Origin of the sequence: Sinisalibacter aestuarii (assembly GCF_027923545.1) — a bacterium.
Lineage (GTDB): Bacteria > Pseudomonadota > Alphaproteobacteria > Rhodobacterales > Rhodobacteraceae > Sinisalibacter > Sinisalibacter aestuarii.
Genome location: NZ_BROH01000002.1, coordinates 42,123 through 62,841, shown reverse-complemented (window position 1 = coordinate 62,841; position 20,719 = coordinate 42,123). Strand labels below are relative to the sequence as shown.

21 protein-coding genes are annotated in these 20,719 nt (G+C 64.9%); 10 read left to right on the top strand and 11 right to left on the bottom strand.

What is annotated here, in order from left to right; all coding sequences use genetic code 11:
* The first annotated feature begins 162 nt into the window (after positions 1–162).
* From QMG28_RS05190 to QMG28_RS05170, 5 genes are all read left to right on the top strand, one after another.
* The gene (locus tag QMG28_RS05190) at positions 163–795 is read left to right on the top strand and encodes an ATP-dependent Clp protease proteolytic subunit (protein WP_281841145.1); all 633 of its coding nucleotides are present in this window, start codon (positions 163–165) and stop codon (positions 793–795) included.
* A gap of 137 nt (positions 796–932) precedes the next feature.
* The gene (clpX, locus tag QMG28_RS05185) at positions 933–2,204 is read left to right on the top strand and encodes an ATP-dependent Clp protease ATP-binding subunit ClpX (RefSeq protein WP_281841143.1); all 1,272 of its coding nucleotides are present in this window, start codon (positions 933–935) and stop codon (positions 2,202–2,204) included.
* A gap of 150 nt (positions 2,205–2,354) precedes the next feature.
* Entirely contained in the window at positions 2,355–2,735 is a 381-nt protein-coding gene (locus QMG28_RS05180) for a RidA family protein (protein ID WP_281841141.1), read from the top strand.
* A 93-nt stretch (positions 2,736–2,828) separates the two neighbouring features.
* Positions 2,829–3,203 carry an NADH:ubiquinone oxidoreductase subunit NDUFA12 gene (locus tag QMG28_RS05175; RefSeq protein ID WP_281841140.1) on the top strand — a complete coding sequence of 125 codons (375 nt, stop codon included), beginning with the start codon at positions 2,829–2,831 and terminating at the stop codon, positions 3,201–3,203.
* A gap of 91 nt (positions 3,204–3,294) precedes the next feature.
* A complete protein-coding gene (locus tag QMG28_RS05170) occupies positions 3,295–3,819 on the top strand; it encodes a DUF2155 domain-containing protein (RefSeq protein ID WP_281841138.1) in 525 nt (174 codons plus the stop codon).
* Here the strand turns inward: QMG28_RS05170 and aat are convergent.
* The 5 genes from aat to QMG28_RS05145 all read right to left on the bottom strand — a co-directional run bounded on the left by aat (position 3,774) and on the right by QMG28_RS05145 (position 7,594).
* Positions 3,774–4,427: a leucyl/phenylalanyl-tRNA--protein transferase gene (aat, locus tag QMG28_RS05165; protein ID WP_281841136.1), complete on the bottom strand. Its 654-nt coding sequence runs from the start codon at positions 4,425–4,427 to the stop codon at positions 3,774–3,776. The two genes, QMG28_RS05170 and aat, sit on opposite strands and share 46 nt — an antisense overlap.
* Positions 4,428–4,432: 5 nt before the next feature.
* Complete coding sequence (gene accC, locus QMG28_RS05160) at positions 4,433–5,779, bottom strand: acetyl-CoA carboxylase biotin carboxylase subunit (protein ID WP_281841134.1); 1,347 nt, start codon at positions 5,777–5,779, stop codon at positions 4,433–4,435.
* A 15-nt stretch (positions 5,780–5,794) separates the two neighbouring features.
* Positions 5,795–6,289: an acetyl-CoA carboxylase biotin carboxyl carrier protein gene (accB, locus tag QMG28_RS05155; protein ID WP_281841133.1), complete on the bottom strand. Its 495-nt coding sequence runs from the start codon at positions 6,287–6,289 to the stop codon at positions 5,795–5,797.
* 166 nt (positions 6,290–6,455) lie between these two features.
* The gene (locus QMG28_RS05150; protein ID WP_281841131.1) at positions 6,456–6,860 is read right to left on the bottom strand and encodes a hypothetical protein; all 405 of its coding nucleotides are present in this window, start codon (positions 6,858–6,860) and stop codon (positions 6,456–6,458) included.
* A 104-nt stretch (positions 6,861–6,964) separates the two neighbouring features.
* Entirely contained in the window at positions 6,965–7,594 is a 630-nt protein-coding gene (locus QMG28_RS05145) for a TetR family transcriptional regulator C-terminal domain-containing protein (RefSeq protein WP_281841129.1), read from the bottom strand.
* A 246-nt stretch (positions 7,595–7,840) separates the two neighbouring features.
* On the opposite strand from QMG28_RS05145, the gene QMG28_RS05140 reads away from it, so the two are divergent.
* From QMG28_RS05140 to QMG28_RS05130, 3 genes are read left to right on the top strand one after another with little or no spacing between them, the layout of a single operon-like run.
* Entirely contained in the window at positions 7,841–8,005 is a 165-nt protein-coding gene (locus QMG28_RS05140) for a hypothetical protein (RefSeq protein WP_281841127.1), read from the top strand.
* Positions 8,006–8,057: 52 nt separating this feature from the next.
* The gene (locus QMG28_RS05135; protein WP_281841126.1) at positions 8,058–8,615 is read left to right on the top strand and encodes an RNA polymerase sigma factor; all 558 of its coding nucleotides are present in this window, start codon (positions 8,058–8,060) and stop codon (positions 8,613–8,615) included.
* Positions 8,602–8,964 carry a DUF6768 family protein gene (locus QMG28_RS05130; RefSeq protein WP_281841125.1) on the top strand — a complete coding sequence of 121 codons (363 nt, stop codon included), beginning with the start codon at positions 8,602–8,604 and terminating at the stop codon, positions 8,962–8,964. Before QMG28_RS05135 ends, QMG28_RS05130 begins: the two co-directional genes overlap by 14 nt.
* 115 nt (positions 8,965–9,079) lie before the next feature.
* Here QMG28_RS05130 and acs read toward each other — a convergent pair whose 3' ends face one another.
* From acs to QMG28_RS05100, 6 genes are all read right to left on the bottom strand, one after another.
* Positions 9,080–11,023, bottom strand: a complete 1,944-nt coding sequence (gene acs, locus QMG28_RS05125) for an acetate--CoA ligase (protein WP_281841124.1) — start codon at positions 11,021–11,023, stop codon at positions 9,080–9,082.
* A gap of 90 nt (positions 11,024–11,113) precedes the next feature.
* On the bottom strand, positions 11,114–11,902 hold the full coding sequence (locus QMG28_RS05120; protein WP_281841122.1) for an ABC transporter ATP-binding protein: 789 nt from the start codon (positions 11,900–11,902) through the stop codon (positions 11,114–11,116).
* A 12-nt stretch (positions 11,903–11,914) separates the two neighbouring features.
* Positions 11,915–12,670: an ABC transporter ATP-binding protein gene (locus QMG28_RS05115; protein WP_281841121.1), complete on the bottom strand. Its 756-nt coding sequence runs from the start codon at positions 12,668–12,670 to the stop codon at positions 11,915–11,917.
* 12 nt (positions 12,671–12,682) lie between these two features.
* The gene (locus tag QMG28_RS05110; RefSeq protein WP_281841120.1) at positions 12,683–13,900 is read right to left on the bottom strand and encodes a branched-chain amino acid ABC transporter permease; all 1,218 of its coding nucleotides are present in this window, start codon (positions 13,898–13,900) and stop codon (positions 12,683–12,685) included.
* 3 nt (positions 13,901–13,903) lie between these two features.
* Positions 13,904–14,935: a branched-chain amino acid ABC transporter permease gene (locus QMG28_RS05105; protein WP_281841118.1), complete on the bottom strand. Its 1,032-nt coding sequence runs from the start codon at positions 14,933–14,935 to the stop codon at positions 13,904–13,906.
* Between the two features lie 98 nt (positions 14,936–15,033).
* On the bottom strand, positions 15,034–16,383 hold the full coding sequence (locus QMG28_RS05100; protein ID WP_281841117.1) for a substrate-binding protein: 1,350 nt from the start codon (positions 16,381–16,383) through the stop codon (positions 15,034–15,036).
* Positions 16,384–16,573: 190 nt separating this feature from the next.
* Here QMG28_RS05100 and QMG28_RS05095 point away from each other — a divergent pair, with 190 nt between their 5' ends.
* Positions 16,574–17,893: an XRE family transcriptional regulator gene (locus QMG28_RS05095; protein WP_281841115.1), complete on the top strand. Its 1,320-nt coding sequence runs from the start codon at positions 16,574–16,576 to the stop codon at positions 17,891–17,893.
* A gap of 249 nt (positions 17,894–18,142) precedes the next feature.
* The gene (locus tag QMG28_RS05090) at positions 18,143–20,707 is read left to right on the top strand and encodes an ATP-dependent helicase (RefSeq protein ID WP_281841114.1); all 2,565 of its coding nucleotides are present in this window, start codon (positions 18,143–18,145) and stop codon (positions 20,705–20,707) included.
* The last annotated feature ends 12 nt before the right edge of the window (positions 20,708–20,719 follow it).

Genomic DNA, 20,719 nt, shown 5'->3' with positions numbered 1-20,719 from the left:
GCAAACCGGCAATTGTGCCGCTGCCTCAACCGCTTGTTAACCGCGCCCGTGCCAGGGAGAGCGGCAAAGCGCCTACTCGGCCTTGCAGCCCCCCGAGCGCGTGATTAGGATTCATGAGACCCGGGCGGAGGACCCGGCCCATCGAAAACAAAGGCAGGAATGATGCGCGATCCCCTTGAGACATACATGAACACCCTCGTGCCCATGGTGGTCGAGCAAACCAGCCGCGGCGAGCGGGCCTATGATATCTTCTCCCGCCTGCTGAAAGAGCGGATCATCTTCCTCAACGGCCCGGTGCATGACGGCATGTCGTCGCTGATCTGTGCGCAGCTTCTGTTTCTCGAAGCCGAGAACCCGTCGAAAGAGATCGCGATGTATATCAACTCGCCCGGCGGCGTGGTGACCTCGGGCCTCTCGATCTACGACACGATGCAATATATCCGGCCGAAAGTGTCGACCCTGGTGATCGGCCAGGCCGCCTCGATGGGCTCGCTGCTGCTGACGGCGGGGGAGAAGGGAATGCGCTTCTCGCTGCCCAATTCCCGCATCATGGTGCACCAGCCCTCGGGCGGCTATCAGGGCCAGGCGACCGATATCATGATCCACGCCCAGGAAACCCAGAAGCTCAAGGACCGGCTGAACTCGATCTACGTCAAGCATACCGGCAACAAGCTCAAGGACGTGGAAGCGGCGCTGGAGCGCGATAATTTCATGGATCCGGAAGAGGCCAAGAAGTGGGGCCTGATCGACGAGATCCTCGAAGCGCGCGAAGTGCCGGAAGACGGCGGCAAGTAAGCTGTTGCTCCCCGGACGCAGCCGGGGAATTTGGCGTTGTGCCGCGAAAACCCGTGCCCTAAGCTTGGGGCGCGGGGGCCAATGGCCCATGCGGGGCATACAGGAACGGGGCCGAAGCACCCCAGGGAAACGACATTATGGCGAACAATTCCTCCAGCGGTGACAGCAAGAACACCCTTTATTGCTCGTTCTGCGGCAAGAGCCAGCACGAGGTGCGCAAGCTGATCGCGGGGCCGACGGTGTTCATCTGCGACGAATGCGTCGAGCTGTGCATGGACATCATCCGCGAGGAAACCAAGGGCTCGGGGCTGAAATCCACCGATGGCGTACCGACGCCGCAGGAGATCTGCGAGGTGCTGGACGATTACGTGATCGGCCAGAGCCACGCCAAGCGGGTGCTCTCGGTGGCGGTGCACAACCATTACAAGCGGCTCAATCACGCGGCGGCGGCGAATGACGATATCGAGCTCGCCAAGTCGAATATCCTGCTCATCGGCCCCACCGGCTCGGGCAAGACGCTGCTGGCGCAGACGCTGGCGCGCATCCTCGACGTGCCCTTCACCATGGCCGACGCCACCACGCTGACCGAGGCGGGCTATGTGGGCGAGGATGTGGAGAACATCATCCTCAAGCTGCTGCAGGCCAGCGAATACAACGTTGAGCGGGCGCAGCGCGGCATCGTCTATATCGACGAGGTCGACAAGATCACCCGCAAGTCCGACAATCCCTCGATCACCCGCGACGTGTCGGGCGAGGGGGTGCAGCAGGCGCTCCTGAAGATCATGGAGGGCACGGTGGCCTCGGTGCCGCCGCAGGGCGGGCGCAAGCATCCGCAGCAGGAATTCCTGCAGGTGGACACCACCAATATCCTGTTCATCTGCGGCGGGGCTTTCGCCGGGCTGGACAAGATCATCGCCCATCGCGGCAAGGGCTCGGCCATCGGCTTCGGCGCCGATGTGAAGGATGACGATACCCGCGGCGTGGGCGAGATCTTCACCGATCTGGAGCCGGAAGACCTGCTCAAATTCGGCCTGATCCCCGAATTCGTCGGCCGTCTGCCGGTGATCGCCACGCTGGGCGACCTCGACGAAGAGGCGCTGGTGACGATCCTGACCCAGCCGAAGAACGCGCTGGTGAAGCAATATCAGCGCCTGTTCGATATCGAGCGCGCCACGCTGAGCTTCACCGAGGATGCGCTGAAAGCCATCGCCAAGCGCGCCATCGCCCGCAAGACCGGCGCGCGGGGCCTGCGCTCGATCATGGAAGACATCCTGCTCGACACGATGTTCGAACTGCCCTCGATGGAAAATGTCGACGAGGTGGTGGTGAACGAGGAGGCGGTGACCTCTGTCGCCAAGCCGCTGATCATCTATGCCGACACCAAGGAAGGCAAATCCTCGGCAAGCTGAGCCGGGCTTCAACACAGCGAAGGGCCGCTCCGCCGGGGGCGGCCTTTTTTGTGGGCGGCCCCGCATTGGCGCAAGGCCGTTCGAACGGCCTTGTAAAGCGGTTTCGAAACCGCTTCTCTGAGCCCGACCCGTTCAGAAAGGCGCCACCACATGACCCGCCAGACCATTTCCTCCGGCTCCCCTTTTGAAGAGCAGATCGGCTATGCCCGCGCCGTGGTGCAGGATGGCTGGGTCTTCGTCTCCGGCACCACCGGCTACGATTACGCGAAGATGGAAATGCCCGGGAGCGTTGCCGATCAGTGCCGCAATGCGCTCGGCACGATCGGGCAGGCGCTGGCCGAGGCGGGGGCTGCGATGGCCGATGTGGTCCGGGTGCGCTACATCCTGCCCGACGGCGACGATTTCGAACCTTGCTGGCCGGTGTTGCGCGAGGTGTTCGGCGCGCAGCGCCCGGCGGCGACGATGATCGTTGCGGGGCTGATGAAGCCCGAGATGAAGATCGAGATCGAGGTGACGGCGAAGCTGCCCTGACCCGGGCGGCAAGGCGCCGCCCGCGGCCCGGATTGGCACTGGACCTCGCCGCCCCCTTGCGCCATACGGGGGAGCAACGATGCGGAGGTTTCCATGCGGTTCATTCTGTCGCTCATCACCTGGTATCATGCCGAGACGCTCGGCACCCGTCTGATGACCCGGTTCAGGGGTGTGAAGGTGGGCGAGGACGATCAGGGCAACCGCTACTACCGCAACCGCGACGACAGCCGCCGTTGGGTGATCTATGCCGACGAGCCGGAAGCCTCGAAGGTGCCCGCCGACTGGCACGGCTGGCTGCACCGCACCTTCGACGACAACCCGGCCGAAAAGCCGCTGGCGCATAAAGGCTGGGAAAAACCGCATCACGAGAACCTGACGGGCACCATCGCGGCCTATGCCCCGACCGGCTCGCTCAGGCGCGACGCCCATGGCGACCGGCGCGATTACGAGGCATGGCAGCCGGAATAGGCGGGCCGGGCCAGTGCTGCATTCTGTTCTGACCATATGCGCCCGCGGCCTCGGTGCCGCGGTTCTGGCGGGCGCGCTTGCCGCGCCGGCGATGGCGCAGATCGTCGTGGTGCCGCTCGATCCGGTCGATCCCGACGAGGTGGTGCCCGGCGATCCCGGCCTGGTGCAACCCTTGCCCGACGGCACCCCCAGCGCGACCGATCTGTTCAATGACGGGATCACGCCCGATCAGGGCGGGCTGTTCCCGATCACGCCGCCCGCACCGCGCGCGCCCGGCTCGATCGTCGGGGAAGACGTGATGACCGTCGAGGAAGACGTGGTGGCCACCGGCACCGGCGCGGTGCTGCGCGGGCTCGACAAGCTTGCGGGCACGGTCGAGGAAATGGAACTGAACAGCGGCGAGACCACCGCGCTGGGCTGGCTCCAGATCACGCTGGGCGAATGCCGCTACCCCGAAGACAACCCCTCGGGCGATGCCTATGCCTGGCTGGTGATCCGCGAAGAGGCGGGCGCCACCCCCGTATTCGAAGGCTGGATGATGGCCTCATCGCCGGCGCTGAACGCGCTCGATCACGCCCGGTTCGATGTCTGGGTGATAAACTGCACCACCGAATGAGGGTCGGGCAGGGGCTTTGAGAGGATCTCGGCCGCCGGTTCCACCATCGCCGCCTCCAGCCGCCGGTGATATTCCGCGCGCGGCACCTCCACGGCACCCAGCGTGGCGAGGTGCTCGGTGACGAATTGCGTGTCGAACAGCTCGAACCCGGTGCGCCCGAGATGGGCGATCAGCGTGGCGAGCGCGACCTTCGAGGCGTCGGTTGCTTCCGAGAACATGCTCTCGCCGAAAAAGACCCGCCCCAGCGCCACGCCATAGACGCCGCCCACCAGCCGGTCGCCCTCCCAGGCTTCGATGGAATGGGCATAGCCCAGCCGGTGCAGGGCGAAATAGGCGCGGAAGATCGTATCGTTGATCCAGGTTTCCTCGCGGTCGGCGCAGCCGCGCACCACCTCTTCGAAGGCCAGATCGAGGGTCAGTTCAAAGGGTTTGCGCAGGATGGTGCGCCTGAGCGAGCGCGACAGGTGGAAGCCGTCGATCGGCAGGATGCCGCGCCGCTCCGGATCGACCCAGAACACGCGCGGATCGTCGCGGGATTCCGACATCGGAAAAACGCCCGCCGCATAGGCACGCAGTAGAAGCTCGGGGCTGAGCCGCGTGGTCTGCAAGGGCGTTACCCCATATTGGCGTCGAGCCAGCGTTCGAGCCAATGGATGTTGTAATTGCCGGCGAGGATATCGGGCTCCTGCAACAGCGCGTGGAACAGCGGCACGGTGGTATCCACCCCGTCGACGATCAACTCGCCAAGCGCCCGTTCGAGCCGCGACAGCGCCTCGGTCCGGTCGCGGCCATGGACGATCAGCTTGCCGATCAGGCTGTCGTAATAGGGGGGGATCGTGTAGCCGTCGTAGAGCGCCGAATCCATCCGCACGCCAAGGCCGCCGGGCACGTGATACTGGCTGATCCGGCCGGGGCAGGGGGCGAAATTGGGCAGGCGCTCGGCATTGATGCGGATCTCGATGGCATGGCCGTTCACCACCAGATCTTCCTGGGTGAACGACATCGGCATTCCCTCGGCCACGCGGATCTGCTCGCGCACGAGGTCGACGCCGAAAATCCCCTCGGTCACCGGGTGCTCCACCTGCAGGCGGGTGTTCATCTCGATGAAATAGAATTCGCCGTCTTCGTAGAGAAATTCGATCGTGCCGGCGCCGGAATAGCCCATCCTGGCGATGGCGTTGGCGCAGATGCCGCCGATATGGGCGCGCTCCTCGGCGGTGATCGAGGGGCCGGGCGCTTCTTCGAACACCTTCTGATGGCGGCGCTGCAGCGAGCAATCGCGCTCGCCGAGATGGACGCCGCCGCCCTTGCCGTCGCCGAACACCTGAATCTCGATGTGACGCGGTTTCTGGAGGTATTTCTCCATATAAACCTCGTCATTGCCGAAGGCGGCCTTGGCCTCGGTGCGGGCGGTACGGAAGGCGGTTTCGATGTCTTTCTCGCTCGCCGCCACCTTCATGCCGCGCCCGCCGCCGCCGGCGGTGGCCTTGATGATCACCGGATAGCCCATATCGGCGGCCACCTTTTTGGCGGTCTCCAGATCGGGCACGCCGCCATCGGAGCCGGGCACCACCGGGATGCCGAGCGCCTTGGCGGTGTCCTTCGCGGTGATCTTGTCGCCCATCTGGCGGATATGCTCGGAGCTGGGGCCGATGAAGGTCAGCCCGTGATCCTCGACGATCTGCACGAAATTGGCGTTTTCCGACAGGAAGCCGTAGCCGGGGTGGATCGCCTGCGCGCCGGTGATTTCGCAGGCGGCGATGATTGCCGGGATCGAGAGGTAGCTCTGCGGGCTCGGCGGCGGCCCGATGCAGACCGCCTCGTCAGCCATGCGCACATGCATCGCGTCGGCATCGGCGGTGGAATGGACGGCGACCGTCTTGATCCCCATCTCGCGGGCCGCACGGATCACCCGAAGCGCGATTTCGCCCCTGTTGGCGACCAGGATCTTGTCGAACATGGGTGGTCCCCCGGATTATTCGATGATCATCAGCGGCGCGCCGAATTCGACGGGCGCGGAATCCTCGACGAGAATGCGCTTCACGGTGCCGGATTTGGGCGCCGGGATCTGGTTCATCGTTTTCATCGCTTCGATGATCAGCAGCGTGTCGCCCTCGCTGACGCTGTCGCCGACCTTCACGAAGGGGGCGGCGCCGGGCTCGGATTGCAGGTAGACGGTGCCCACCATCGGCGAGGTGACCGCACCGGGATGGGAGGCCGGGTCGCCGTCATTGCCGGGCGCGGCGGCGGGCGCGGCAGGGGCGGGGGCAGCGGCCGGCGCGGCGGCGGCGGGAGCCGGGGCGGCGATCACCTGGGCCACCGTGTCGGTCGCCCGGCTCACCCGGACATTCAGCCTGTCGGCCTCGCCATATTCCCGTTTCACCTCGAGTTCGGTCAGATCGTTTTCGGCCAGCAATTCGGCCAGCGCCTGGATGAATGCCACGTCGTCGTCCCGGGTCGTTTTCGCCATGCCTTCCTCGACAATTGCCTGGCCCGCGCAAGGCGGGCTATTTGTGTTCGTTCGGTTATACGGTGGCGGGCGTCGGGTGGAAAGCGCCACTTCACCGGGGGGCGGGCGCATTTTCGCCCCCGGCGGCGGCAGCGGGCAACAATCCTGCGGGCTGTGCCGGCTGGGCTTAAGATTGCTGCGCGGCGGGTTGTGTGGCCCCGGATCGGGCCGGCATCGCGGGCGCGGGGGCCTCGTCGGGCAGCTTTACCGCCTTGCCGTCGCGCTCCTGCGCGCGGGCGGCTTCGAGGCGGGCGATCACCCGGCTTACGCCGGCTTCGGTTTCCAGCAGGTTCATCCGGAAGGCGGGGGGCGGGCCGGCGGGCAACCCGCGCCGCTCCATCTCGTGGCGCAGGGCGGCGGCGGCCCGGAGACCGGCGGCGCGCTCATCTGGCGCCGTATGGTTGCGGCTGTCGGCCCCCGTGCCGCGGGCATCGTCGCTCGGGGCGATCTTTGTTACCATATCGGCCCTTTGCGGGCCCGGCTCTGCCGCGGCGGCATAGGGCAGGCGCGGCGAAAACGCGTAAAACTCCATGATCAGGCTCCGTCTGTCGGAGCCCCCAACCCAGATTGCCGCGCCAGCCTAGGCCGTCTGGCAGCGGCTTTCCACGGTTTTCCGGCACGTTGGTTAAGGCGAGGCTAACCTTCGGTATTGGCCGGATTCAGCGCGCGCCGGTAGAAGGCGGTCAGGAAGGTTTCGGCATCGTCGTAATGGGCATCGTCCTTCGGATGAAGGATGCCGCGCACCTGCACATCGAAATCGGCGTAATGCTGGGTGGTCGCCCAGATCGAAAAGATCAGGTGATAGGGATCGAGCGGGGCGATCTTGCCCGCATCGGACCAGCGGCGGATGATGGCGGCCTTCTCGTCAACCAGATCTTTCAGCATTCCGGTGATCTGCGGCCCGTAACGCGGCGCGCCCTGCAGCACCTCGTTGGCGAACAGCCGGCTTTCCCGCGGCATTTTGCGCGACATGTGCAGCTTGCGGCAGACATAGTCGAGAATCGCACCGATCGGATCGCCCTCGTCGGTAAAGGCGCGCAGCGGTTCGAGCCAGACATCCATGAGTTCGGCCAGCAGGGCCTGATGGATCGCTTCCTTGGAGGGGAAATAGTAGAGCACATTGGGCTTCGAGAGGCCGGCCGCCTTGGCGATCTGGTCCAGCGTCGAGCCGCGGAAGCCGCTTTGCGAGAACACATCGAGGGCGGCTTCCAGAATCGCCGCACGGTTCTTTTCCTGAATCCGCGTTCTGGGCCTGTCTTCCGCCATGTCGATCCTCCCCCCGATGGGCCTGCACAGAGTGCCCCCTGCGCGACCGGGATTCAACCATTTGGTCCAACATAATTGTACCCGAAAATGTGCCAGGCCAGCGTGCGTCGCCGGGGGACACAGCCTGCGACGTTGCGGGCACTGATATCATTTTTTCGATATTTAATCCTCCAAATGCCCCATTTTATGATGAGAAGTAAGATTTTTCCTGCAATCTGTGAGAAAATCAAAATTCGGAGTGAAGATATGAGCAGAACCGCCGCGCATGGTGCGGGGCCATATCTTACGCTGGCGGCGCGCGGCGCTGGCGGCACCGATCCGGTATTGCGGACCCTGTCGGGCGCCGTGCATCTTGTGATCTTTGCGGCGATCCTCGTCAACCACCGGGTCCGGGCGGGCGGGCTGTGTTGAACCGTTTCTCCGCTGACGGGCACCTTCCTGTATCGAGACGGAAAGGATCCCGATGACCACGAAGGACCGCGCGCTGGATGCCTATCTCGTCGCCTCCGCCCGTCTGGGCGACCGGCGGGCGATGGCGCAGCTTGTCGAATTGCGCGGGCCGCGGCTGCTCTCACATGCCAGCCGGCTCCTTGGGGAGCATGATGGCGCGCGCGACGTGGTGCAGGAAGCCTGGATCGAAATTCTGCGCGGCCTCAAAGGCTTACGGGATGAAAGCCTGTTTCTGCCCTGGGCGCTCAGGATCGTCACCCGGCGGGTGGCGCGTGAGATCGGGCGCCGGCAGAAGGGCCGCAGGCTGGCCGCCGCCGTGAAGGCCGAGGCCGACCCTGTGGTGAGCGATGCCGGGCCGGAGGAGGCCGACGCCGCCAGGGTGCGCGCGGCCATCGCCACCCTGTCGCCGGCGCAGGCGGCCACGGTGGCGCTGTTCTACCTCGAAGACCTTTCCGTCACCGAGGTGGCCACGGCGCTCGACGTACCGGTGGGCACGGTGAAAACAAGGCTGATGCACGCGCGCCGCAAGCTGCGTGCCGAACTGGAAGGACAAGGATATGAGCAAACTTGACCGCATGATTGAAGAGGCGCTCTCGGCCGAGGAGCGCGCGCTGATGACGGAAACCGTCGAGCCGGGCTTTTTCGCCCAGCTTTTCGGCCAGCTCTCGGGGCGCAATGCCTGGGTGAACTGGCTCGCGACGATCATGATCTTCGTCTACCTCGGCCTGCTGGTCTGGACCGGCTGGCATTTCTTTGCCGCCACCGATGCGCTGGCGGCGGTCAAATGGGGACTCGGCGCGGGCCTGTCGCTGGTCATCATCGGGATGATGAAACTCTACCTGTTCCAGGCGATGCAGGCCGACCGGGTGATCCGCGAACTCAAGCGTGTAGAGCTGATGCTGGTTTCGCGCGAGAAATAGGGCGGGAGCCGGGGTGCGTGTGGCGCAAATAGAAAACGGCCGGGATTTCCCCCGGCCGCTTCCCTCCTCCCGTAACCTGTCAGGTCACTTGTTCATGCGCCCGTGAGCCACAGGCTCACTTGTTCATGCGGTTGTCGATCAGATCGTCGACCACGCCCGGATCGGCCAGCGTCGAGGTGTCGCCGAGGGCGCCGAAATCGTTCTCGGCAATCTTGCGCAGGATGCGGCGCATGATCTTGCCCGAGCGGGTTTTCGGCAGGCCGGGCGCCCATTGGATGAAGTCGGGCTTGGCGATCGGGCCGATCTCCTTGCGGACCCAGCCGACCAGCTCGTCGCGCAGCTCGTCGGTATAGGGCACACCTTCCATCAGGGTCACGTAGCAATAGATGCCCTGGCCCTTCAGCGCATGGGGGAAGCCCACCACGGCGGCTTCGGCCACCTTGGCATGGGCGACCAGCGCGCTTTCGACCTCGGCGGTGCCCATCCGGTGGCCCGAGACGTTGATCACGTCATCGACCCGGCCGGTGATCCAGTAATCGCCATCGGCATCGCGGCGGCAGCCGTCGCCGGAGAAGTAGTAGCCTTTGTAATCCTGGAAATAGGTGTTGATGAAGCGCTCATGGTTGCCGAACACCGTGCGCATCTGGCCGGGCCAGGAATCCTTGATGCAGAGCACGCCCTCGCATTCCGTCTCGTCGATCTCCTTGCCGGTGGTGGCGTCGAGCACGACCGGCTGAACGCCGAAGAAGGGCTTCATCGCCGCGCCGGGCTTGGTGGCATGGGCGCCGGGCAGGGGGGTCATCATATGGCCGCCGGTTTCGGTCTGCCACCAGGTGTCGACGATCGGGCATTTGCCCTTGCCGACCACCTCGTTATACCACTCCCAGGCTTCCGGGTTGATCGGCTCGCCGACCGAGCCCAGCACCTTCAGCGATGACATGTCGTAGCGTTCCACCGGCTCCGGCCCGTGGCGCATCAGCGCGCGGATCGCGGTGGGCGCGGTGTAGAACTGGTTGACCTTGTGCTTCTCGATCACCTGCCAGAACCGGCCGACATCGGGGTAGGTGGGCACACCTTCGAACATCAGCGTGGTCGCGCCATTGGCCAGCGGGCCATAGACGATATAGCTGTGGCCGGTCACCCAGCCCACATCGGCGGTGCACCAGTAGATGTCGCCATCATGGTAGTCGAAGGTGTATTCGTGGGTTATCGCGGCAAAGAGCAGATAGCCGCCGGTGGTGTGCAGCACGCCCTTGGGGGTGCCGGTGGACCCGGAGGTGTAGAGGATGAAGAGCGGGTCTTCCGCGTTCATCACTTCCGGCTCGCAGGTATCGGAGGCTTTCTCGAACATCGCGGTATAGCCGATGTCCACGCCCTCTTCCATGTGCACATCGCCGCCGGTGCGCTCGACGACGAGGGTTTTCACCGGGCCGGTGATCTCGCGCGCCTTGTCGACATTGGCCTTGAGCGGGGTGTTGCGCCCGCCGCGCGGGGCCTCGTCGGCGGTGACGATGAGGGCCGCCTTGCTGTCGTTCACCCGGCTCGCCAGCGCCTCGGGCGAGAAGCCGGCGAAGACGATGGAATGCACCGCGCCGATCCGGGTGCAGGCCAGCATCGCATAGGCCGCTTCGGGGATCATCGGCATGTAGAGCACCACCCGGTCGCCCCGCTTCACGCCGAGTTCGTGGTAGATATTGGCGAATTTGTTCACATTCACCGCCAGCTCTTTGTAGGTGATGTGCCTGGTGACGTTGGGATCGTCCGCTTCCCAGATGATCGCCACCTGGTCGCCGCGCGTTGCGAGATGGCGATCGACGCAGTTGACCGAAACGTTCAGCTCGCCGTCTTCGAACCACTTGATCGAGACGTTGTGGTAATCGAAGGTCGTGTTCTTGACCTTGGTGGGTTTCCTGAACCAGTCGAGCCGTTCCGCCGCCTCGCCCCAGAACCCCTCGGGGTCATCCACCGAACGGGCATACATTTCATCGTATTTCGCCGCGTCGATATGCGCGTGCTTGACGAATTCGGCTGAGGGCGGGTGAATTTTCGCTTCGGTCATATTTTCCTCCTGGGCCTGCCCCTCCCGGACAGGCTTTTCCATGCCAATAGGGAGCGTGCCCGCAGGGTACGGACACGCCCGCAAACCGACTCAGATGGCCAGATACTCGTGCCGCAGGGCTTCGTTGTCGAGGACTTCCTGAGCGGTGCCGTCGAAGACGACGGTGCCGGTATCGAGGATCACGGCCCGATCCGCGAGCGCCAGCGCGCGCAGGGCGTTCTGTTCGACCAGCACCGTGGTGATGCCCTGGGCCTTGATGATGTTGAGCGTCTTCTCGATCTCATCCACGATCACCGGGGCGAGGCCCTCATAGGGTTCGTCGAGCAAGAGGAGCTTGATGTCGCGCACCAGGGCGCGGGCGATGGCGAGCATCTGCTGTTCGCCGCCCGACAGGGTCACGCCCTCCTGCTTGCGCCGTTCGCCGAGGCGCGGGAACAGCTCGTAGACGCGCTCAAGCTCCCAGCCCGCGCTGGGCGCGATCCGGGCGAGTTCGAGGTTTTCTTCCACCGTCAGGCCCTGGATGATGCGCCGGTCTTCCGGCACGAGCTGAAGCCCGGCCTGCGCGGCCTCGTGACTTTTCATCCGGTGCAGCGGCTTGTGGTCAAGCCAGATCTCGCCATGCGTGACCAGCGGGCTGCCGGTGCGGGCAATGGCGCGCAGCGTCGAGGTCTTGCCGGCGCCGTTGCGGCCCAGAAGCGCGAGGATCTCGCCTTCGTGGATGTTGAAACTCACGCCCTGCACGATGTAGCTCTCGCCGTAATAGGCGTGGATATCGTGCGCCGAGAAGAAGGCCGGGGCCGTTGCCGCGTGGTTGGCGTGCTTCGAAAAATCCGGGCGCTCCGGGGTCTTAACGTCGCCAAGTAGGGTTTCGTCTGCCATGTCTCGCTCCCTTTACGCGCTTTCGCCCAGATAGGCTTCTTTCACCTTCGGATGGCCCTTGATGTTCTCGGGCGTGTCCTCGACCAGCGGTGTGCCCTGGGCGAGAACGGTGATCCGGTCGGCGAGCGAGAACACCACATGCATGTCGTGCTCGATGATCGCCATGGTGATATCGCGCTTTTCCTTGATCTCCTTGAGCAGGTCGATCGTGTTGTTGGTGTCGGCGCGCGCCATGCCGGCGGTGGGTTCGTCGAGCAGCAGAAGCTTGGGTTCCTGCGCCAGACACATCGCCATTTCCAGCCGCCGCTTGTCGCCCCGGCTCATCGAGGCGGCATGCATCCGGCGCTTGTCGATCATGTTTACGTCCATGAGCATCTGTTCGGCCTGTTCGACGATGTCCTGCTCATGCGCCACCGTTTCGAACGGGTGCAGGCGGAAGGCGCCGTCGCGCTTTGCGAAGCAGGAGATCATCACGTTTTCCATCACCGTGAGGTCGCCGAAGATCTCGGGCGTCTGGAACACGCGGCTGATACCCATCTGGTTGATCTCGTGCGGCTTGCGCCCCAGCACCGACTGGCCGTCGAACATGACCGAGCCGGTATCGGGGATGAGCTTGCCGACGAAGCAGTTGAGCAGGGTGGATTTGCCCGCGCCGTTCGGCCCGATGATCGCGTGAACCGAGTTCTCGGCGACCGAGAGCGTCACCTCCGACAGCGCCTGAAGGCCGCCGAAGCGCTTGCCCACGCCTTTGACTTCAAGGATTCCCATATTGCGTCCTCCTTACTCGGCCACGTGGGGCGTTTCTTTGGGGTGGTGCTCCGGGTCGCCGCCACCGCCTGTGGTTTTCTTCTTGCGGAACAGCCCCGCGATCCGCTGGCCGCCTTCGACGAGGCCGCCGGGCAGGAAGATCACCACCAGCATGAACAGCAGGCCGAGGGTGAGGTGCCAGGATTTGCCGACGAAGAAGTGGCTGACGCCGATCAGGAAGTCTTCAAGCCCGTCGGGCAGGAAGGCGAACCAGCCATGCAGCACCTGATCGTTGATCTTCGAGAAGATGTTCTCGAAATACTTGATGAACCCGGCACCGAGGATCGGCCCCATCAGGGTGCCCGCGCCGCCGAGGATGGTCATCAGCACCACCTCGCCCGAGGCGGTCCATTGCATCCGCTCGGCGCCCGCCAGCGGGTCCATCGCCGCCATCAGGCCACCGGCGAGGCCGGCATACATGCCCGAGATCACGAAGGCCGCGAGCGTGTAGGGGCGGGCGTTGATGCCGGTGTAGTTCAGCCGGGTCTGGTTGGTCTTGATCGCGCGCAGCATCAGCCCGAAGGGCGAGCGGAAGATGCGCAGGCTGATATAGAAGACGATGATCGCGATCACGGCGGTGAAGTAGTAGCCGTTGTTGAAGGTGAACGACCAGCCGCCGAAGGTCGGCTCCCAGAAATTCTCGCGCATGACGATGCCGAAGAAATGCGGGCTGGTCGGCTCGTTGGCCCCGAGCAGCACCTGGGCGTCGTTGCCGTAGACCTGCAGGCCGGTCTCGCCATTGGTGATCGGGGTGAGCACCGAATAGGCGAGGTTGTAGGACATCTGCGCGAAGGCCAGCGTGAGGATCGAGAAGTAGATCCCCGAGCGGCGCAGCGAGACATAGCCGATCAGCAGGGCGAAGAGGCCCGAGAAGATCACCGCCAGCGGAAGGCCCCAGATCACGTTGTAGTCGAGGAGCTTGTACATCCAGACCACGGTGTAGGAGCCGACGCCGAGGAAGGCGGCATGGCCGAAGGAGAGGTAGCCGGTGAGGCCGAACAGGATGTTGAAGCCGATGGCGAAGATGCCGAAGATGGCAAAGCGCTGCATGAGGTCGGGATAGCCGGCGTTGAAGGTCGCCAGGCCCGACCCTTCGGGGAAGGGTTGCAGGAGGATCGGCGTCGCCAGCGTGAGCAGGATGACGATGATCAGGAAGCGGGTGTCTTTTCTGGACAGGCCGAGGAATTTCACGGATCAGTCCTCCATCACGCCGGCGCGGCCCATCAGGCCCCGCGGACGGGTCAGCAGAATAATGATGGCGACGAGGTAGATGATCACCTGGTCGATGCCGGGGATGAGGCTCTTGACCTCGTTCATCGAGGCGAAGCTCTGCAGGATGCCGAGCAGAAAGCCCGCGGCCACGGCGCCGGGCAGCGAGCCCATGCCGCCGACCACGACCACGACGAAGGAGAGCACCAGGAAGTCCATCCCCATGTGGTAGTTCGGACTGAGGATCGGGGCATACATCACCCCTGCTATCCCGGCCACGGCGGCGGCGATGCCGAACATGATGGTGAAGCGCCGGTCGATATTGATGCCGAGCAGGCCCACGGTTTCACGGTCGGCCATACCCGCGCGCACGACCATGCCGAAGGTGGTGAATTGCAGGAAGGCAAAGACCGCGCCGATCACCAGGGCGGCGAACAGGAAGTAGACCAGCCGCCAGTAGGGGTAGATGATCACGTTCGGGTCGAAGCCGATCATCGCGCCGAAGTCGAACGAGCCGATAAAGGCGTCGGGCGCCGGGGTCTGGATCGGGTTGGCGCCGTAGAAATGCTTGACCAGTTCCTGCAGCACGATGGCGAGGCCGAAGGTGACGAGGATCTGGTCGGCATGGGGACGCTTGTAGAAATGCTTGATCAGGCCGCGTTCCATGACGAAGCCGATCACCAGCATGACCGGGATCGCGAACAGGATCGCCAGCGGCACCGACCAGTCGATCAGCGCGGCGCCGACATCGGGGCCGAACCAGCTTTCGACATAGGGCACCTCGACCTTGAGCGGATTGCCGAGAAAGTCGGTCTTGCTCTCGTCGATCTGCTCGAAGGACAGGCCCAGGAGCTTCTGCATGGTCACGGCCACGAAGGCCCCGATCATGAACAACGCGCCGTGGGCGAAGTTGACCACCCCGAGCGTGCCGAAGATCAGCGTGAGCCCGAGCGCGATGAGCGCATAGGCCGAGCCCTTGTCGAGCCCGTTGAGAATCTGAAGAATGATGGCGTCCATGGTCCCCACCGTGATGTATTGGGAGAACCGGCTCTCGCGGCCGGGTTGGAAGTGGGGCGGGGAAGTCCCCGCCCCACGAAGGCTGTCCGGTCAGGCGATCACGCGCCGTTGTTGCACGCGCCGAGCGAGGCTTCGGCGCCGCCGAACATCGCGTGATCCGGTGCGTAGGTGACCTGATCCACCGGGGTGATCTCGACGATTTCGAGCGTGTCGTACTCGGTGGTCGGGTTCTCGGCGCCCTTCATGACCAGCACGTCCTTGAAGCACTGATGGTCTTCGGCGCGGTACAGCGTCGGGCCGTTGCCGAGGCCGTCGAACTCGAAGCCCTCAAGGGCCGCGGCCACGGCGCAGGGCTCGAACGAACCGGCACGGGTCACCGCATCGGCGTAGAGGATGGTCTGCGCGTAGCAGGTCTGCGCCGAGTTGGAGGGCGGACGGCCATACTTCTCGCCGAAGGATTTCACGAAGGCCTTGGTGCCTTCATCCTGCAGCTGCCAGTTCCAGTTCATCGAGCCGTACACGCCCTTGATGTTCTCGCCGGCGCCGTTGGCCATCAGCTCGGAGTAGAGCGGCACGACGATTTCGAACTGCTTGCCGTTGACCTGCTTGTCGCGCAGGCCGAACTGCACGGCCTGGGTCAGCGAGTTGATCATGTCGCCGCCGTAGTGGTTGAGCACGAGCACGTCGGCGCCCGAGTTCAGAACCGGCGCGATGTAGGACGAGAAGTCGCCCGCGCCGACCGGGGTCATCACGTTGTTGACGGTTTCCCAGCCGATCGCCTCGGTCGAGGCCTGGATCGATTCCTGCTGCGTCCAGCCCCAGGTGTAGTCGGCGGTCAGGTGATAGGCGCGCCGGTCGGTGCCGTAGGCGTTCTTCAGCACCGGGGCCAGAGCGGCGCCCGACATGTAGGCGTTGAAGAAATGGCGGAAACCGTTGGCCTTGCGGTCCTTGCCGGTGGTGTCGTTCGAGTGGGTGAGGCCGGCCATGAAGATGATGCCGGCTTCCTGGCAGAGACCCTGAACGGCCACGGCCACGCCCGAGGACGAGCCGCCGTTGATCATCACGACGCCGTCTTTTTCGATCATCGACTTGGCCGAGGCGCGGGCCGCGTCCGACTTGGTCTGGGTGTCGCCGGTGACGTACTCGACTTTCTTGCCGAGGATGCCGGTGCCGTCCAGCACCTTCGAGGAGAAGGTGTTGAGCATGCCGCCGTCGCCTTCGCCGTTCAGGTGTTCGACCGCGAGCTGCTGGGCGCGGAGCTCGTCAATGCCCTCGTCGGCATAGGGGCCGGTCTGCGGCACGTTGAAGCCGAGGGTCACGGTGCTGCCGGTGGGCTCGTTGGTGAAGGCCGCGGCGCCCGAGGTGAAGATCGTCGGCAGAGCGAGGCCGGCACCGGTGGCGGCGCCGGTCTTCATCAGACCGCGACGGGTGATGTTCGTTTTGGACATGTATATCCTCCCGTTTGGTAATGCACGGCGCCTCCTCGCGCCGCGTGCTCTTTTACAGAGCTGTAATATTATGGGCGCACGATAGAAAACTGCGCAACAAATGCTTTTACTATAACAATTTTTTTGTAAACCAATGAACAAGTGATAGAGTGATTTTGTAAATAAATTTTCGCGCAGGTGCAGAAAACACATGGAATCGAAGGAAATTGCAGGGCCGGGCGCGCGGCTGACCGGCTCGCGCATCCGCGAGCGCAGGCTGGCGGCAGGCACGCGGCAGGCCGATCTGGCCCGCGCGGTGGGGATCTCGCCCGCCTATCTCAACCTGATCGAGCACAACCGGCGCAGAATCGGCGGCAAGCTGCTGGTCGATCTCGCCCGCGCGCTGGAGGTGGAGCCGACGCAGCTCAGCGAGGGCGCGCAGGATGCGCTGCTGGCCGGCTTGCAGGCGGCGGGCGCGCGCCACGAACAGGCCCGGCCGGAACAGGACAAGGTGGAAGAATTCGTCGGTCGCTTTCCCGGCTGGGCGGCGGTCGTGACGGCCCAGGCGCGGCGGGTCGACGAGCTGGAGCGGCTGGTGGAATCGCTCAGCGACCGGCTGGCCCATGACCCCCATCTCGCCGCCTCGCTGCACGAGGTGGTGACGGCAGTGACCGCGATCCGCTCGGCCGCCTCGATCCTCGCCGAGCCGGATATCGACGCCGACTGGCGCGCGCGTTTCGTGCGCAACGTGAGCGAGGAAAGCCGCCGCCTGTCGGAAAGCGCCGAGGGGCTTGTGGCCTGGCTCGACAGCGGCGGCGACCTGGCCGAGACGCCGCTTTCGCCGGTGGACGAGTTGGGCGCCTTCGTCACCGAGGCGGGCTACCGCTTTCCCGCGCTCGAAGGCGCCCGGGCGGGCGAGGCCGAGATCGAGGCGCTGATCCGCTCGGTGCCCGGTCTGACGGATGCCGGCGCGGCGGGGCTCGCCCGCACCATGCTCTACCGCTATCTCGACGATGTGCGCGCCATGCCCGCCGGTGCCTTCGACGCCTCGCGCGCGGCGGCCGGCGGCGATCCGGCCCGGATCGCGGCGGGGTTCGGCGTGGGGCTCGACGCGGCGCTGCGCCGGATCGCCAGCCGCGGCGGCGACGAGGTGGGGCTTGTCACCTGCGATGGCACCGGCGCGCTGATCCTGCGCAAGCCGGTGGATGGCTTTGCGCTGCCGCGCTTCGGCGCGGGCTGCGGGCTCTGGCCGCTCTTCCAGGCGCTGAGCCGGCCCGCGCAGCCGGTGGCGGCACTGGTCGAAATGCCGGGGCGGATGCCGCGCCGGTTCCTGTGCCGCGCCGTCTCGGTGCCGGTGCCGGGCGGCGGCTTCGGGGCGCCGCAGGTGCATGAGGCGACGATGCTGATCGAGCCCGCGCCCGACGATGTATCTGCGCTCGGCCCGGTGATCGCGGCGGGCACCTCATGCCGGATCTGCTCGCGCGACAAGTGCCCGGCGCGGCGCGAACCCTCGCTGCTCGGGGACCGGTGAGGCGGCTTGACGCGGCCTGCGCAGCGGGCCGGTAGCGCTTGCCGGCGTGCCTGATCGCATGAAAATATGTTGACAAACAATGAGTTGTATTCGCGTTTTTACCGGAAAACCGGAAAACCGGAAAACCGGAAAAGTGGTTTGCGGAAGCCTCCGGTACTCGCAGCTGCGGGGGAGCGAAGCGGCACCGGCCGGGTGGGAACATACAAAGAACGCTTTTCCTCGCCCGCATGGCCCGTTATCTTCGCGCGCATGAGCAGTTTCGATGATCCGTCCGGCCTTGCCCCGTCGCTGAGCCAGCGCGCCACCGCCGCGCGGCCCGCGCCCTATCTCGACGACCTGAACCCGGCGCAGCGCGAGGCGGTCGAGGCGCTGGATGGCCCGGTGCTGATGCTTGCCGGGGCGGGCACCGGCAAGACCAAGGCGCTCACCACCCGCATTGCGCATCTGCTCTATACCGGTACCGCCCGGCCCAACGAGATCCTCGCCGTCACCTTCACCAACAAGGCGGCGCGCGAGATGAAAGAGCGGGTCGCCCGGCTGCTTGGCCAGACCGTGGAGGGGATGCCCTGGCTCGGCACCTTCCATGCCATTGGCGTGAAGCTCCTGCGCCGCCATGCCGAACTGGTGGGAGAGCCGGGAACGATACCAACGGGTCCTCAACAATCCTCTGAGAAACCGGTCGTTTCTTCACGGCAGCTTGAAGAAGACGAGGACATTGTCGATACCGGAGATCAGGGCCCCTACGATCTCGGGCCGGTGCCGACGCCTCCGCGTGACCGAGCGGAGCCAGGCATCGATGGGCTCGATCCTGTGCGACCGGACGGTCTGCATCTCAAATCCAACTTCACCATCCTCGACACCGACGATCAGGTGCGGCTGATGAAACAGCTCATCCTCGCCGAGAATATCGACGAAAAGCGCTGGCCCGCCCGCGTGCTCGCCGGGATCATCGACAATTGGAAAAACCGCGCCTGGGGACCCGATCAGGTGCCTGCGGCCGAGGCTTCTGCCTTCAACGGCCGGGGGGTGGAGCTTTACGACGCCTATCAGCGCCGCCTTCTGGAGCTGAACGCCGTCGATTTCGGCGATCTGCTCCTGCATTGCGTCCATATCTTCCAGAACTACCCCGATCTGCTGGCACAGTATCAGCGCTGGTTCAGATACATTCTCGTCGACGAGTATCAGGACACCAACACCGCCCAGTATCTCTGGCTGCGGCTGCTGGCGCGCGAGCACAGGAATATCTGCTGCGTGGGCGATGACGACCAGTCGATCTACGGCTGGCGTGGTGCCGAGGTGGGCAACATCCTGCGGTTCGAAAAGGATTTTCCCGGCGCAAAGGTGATCCGGCTGGAGCAGAATTACCGCTCCACCCCGCATATTCTCGCCGCCGCCTCCGGGGTGATCCGGGGCAACGAGGGCCGGCTCGGCAAGGAGCTTTGGACCGAACTCACCGAGGGCGAAAAGGTCCGCCTGATCGGCCATTGGGATGGCGAGGAAGAGGCGCGCTGGATCGGCGACGAGATCGAGGCGATGCAGACCGGCTCGCGCGGCATGGCGCCGATGAGCCTCGACCACATGGCGATCCTCGTGCGCGCCTCCCACCAGATGCGCGCCTTCGAGGACCGTTTCCTCACCATCGGCCTTCCCTACCGCGTCATCGGCGGCCCGCGCTTCTACGAGCGGATGGAGATCCGCGATGCGATGGCCTATTTCCGCCTCGCCGTCTCGCCCGATGACGATCTCGCCTTCGAGCGGATCGTCAACACCCCGCGCCGGGGGCTGGGCGATGTAGCGATCCAGACCATCACCCGGCTCGCACGTGGCAACGGTGTGTCGCTGGTCGACGGCGCGCGGATCGCGGTCGAGCAGGGGGCAATCAAGGGCAAGGGCGGCACCGCGCTCGATCTGCTGACCCGCCAGCTCGATCGCTGGCACGCCCAGGTGGTGGCCGAGGCCGACACCCATGTGGAACTCGCCGAGATGATCCTCGACGAGAGCGGCTACACCGAGATGTGGCAGAACGACAAGACGCCGGAAGCGCCGGGGCGTCTCGAAAACCTCAAGGAACTGGTCAAGGCGCTGGAGGAATTCGACAATCTGCAAGGCTTCCTCGAACATGTCGCGCTGATCATGGACAATGAGAGCGAGGAGGCGGAGGAGAAGGTCACGATCATGACGCTCCACGCCGCCAAGGGGCTGGAATACCCCGCCGTCTTCCTGCCGGGCTGGGAAGACGGGCTGTTTCCGTCGCAGCGCTCGATGGACGAATCGGGCCTCAAGGGGCTGGAGGAGGAACGCCGGCTCGCCTATGTCGGCATCACCCGGGCCGAGGAGCTTTGCACCATCTCCTTTGCCGCCAATCGGCGGGTTTACGGCCAGTGGCAAAGCCAGCTTCCCTCCCGCTTCATCGACGAATTGCCCGAGGAGCATGTCGAGGTGCTCACCCCGCCGGGCCTTTACGGTGGCGGCTACGGCGCGGCGGCGACGGCGGGGTTTGGTTCGCAACTCGAAGAAAAAGCCTCGCGCGCCGATGCCTATAATTCGCCCGGCTGGAAGCGGATGCAATCGCGCGGCGGTGCGGCGCGGCAGGTGCAAAGCCCGAACGAGGTGCGCGGCCTCACCATCGACGCCACCGCGATTTCTGCCTTCACCCAGGGCGACCGGGTGTTCCACCAGAAATTCGGCTATGGCTACGTGATGGGGATCGAGGGCGACAAGCTCGATATCGAGTTCGAACATGCCGGGGCCAAGAAGGTGGTGGCGCGCTTCGTCATGCCCGCCGACCGCGCGGGCGATGACGTGCCGTTCTGACGCCCCCTGCGG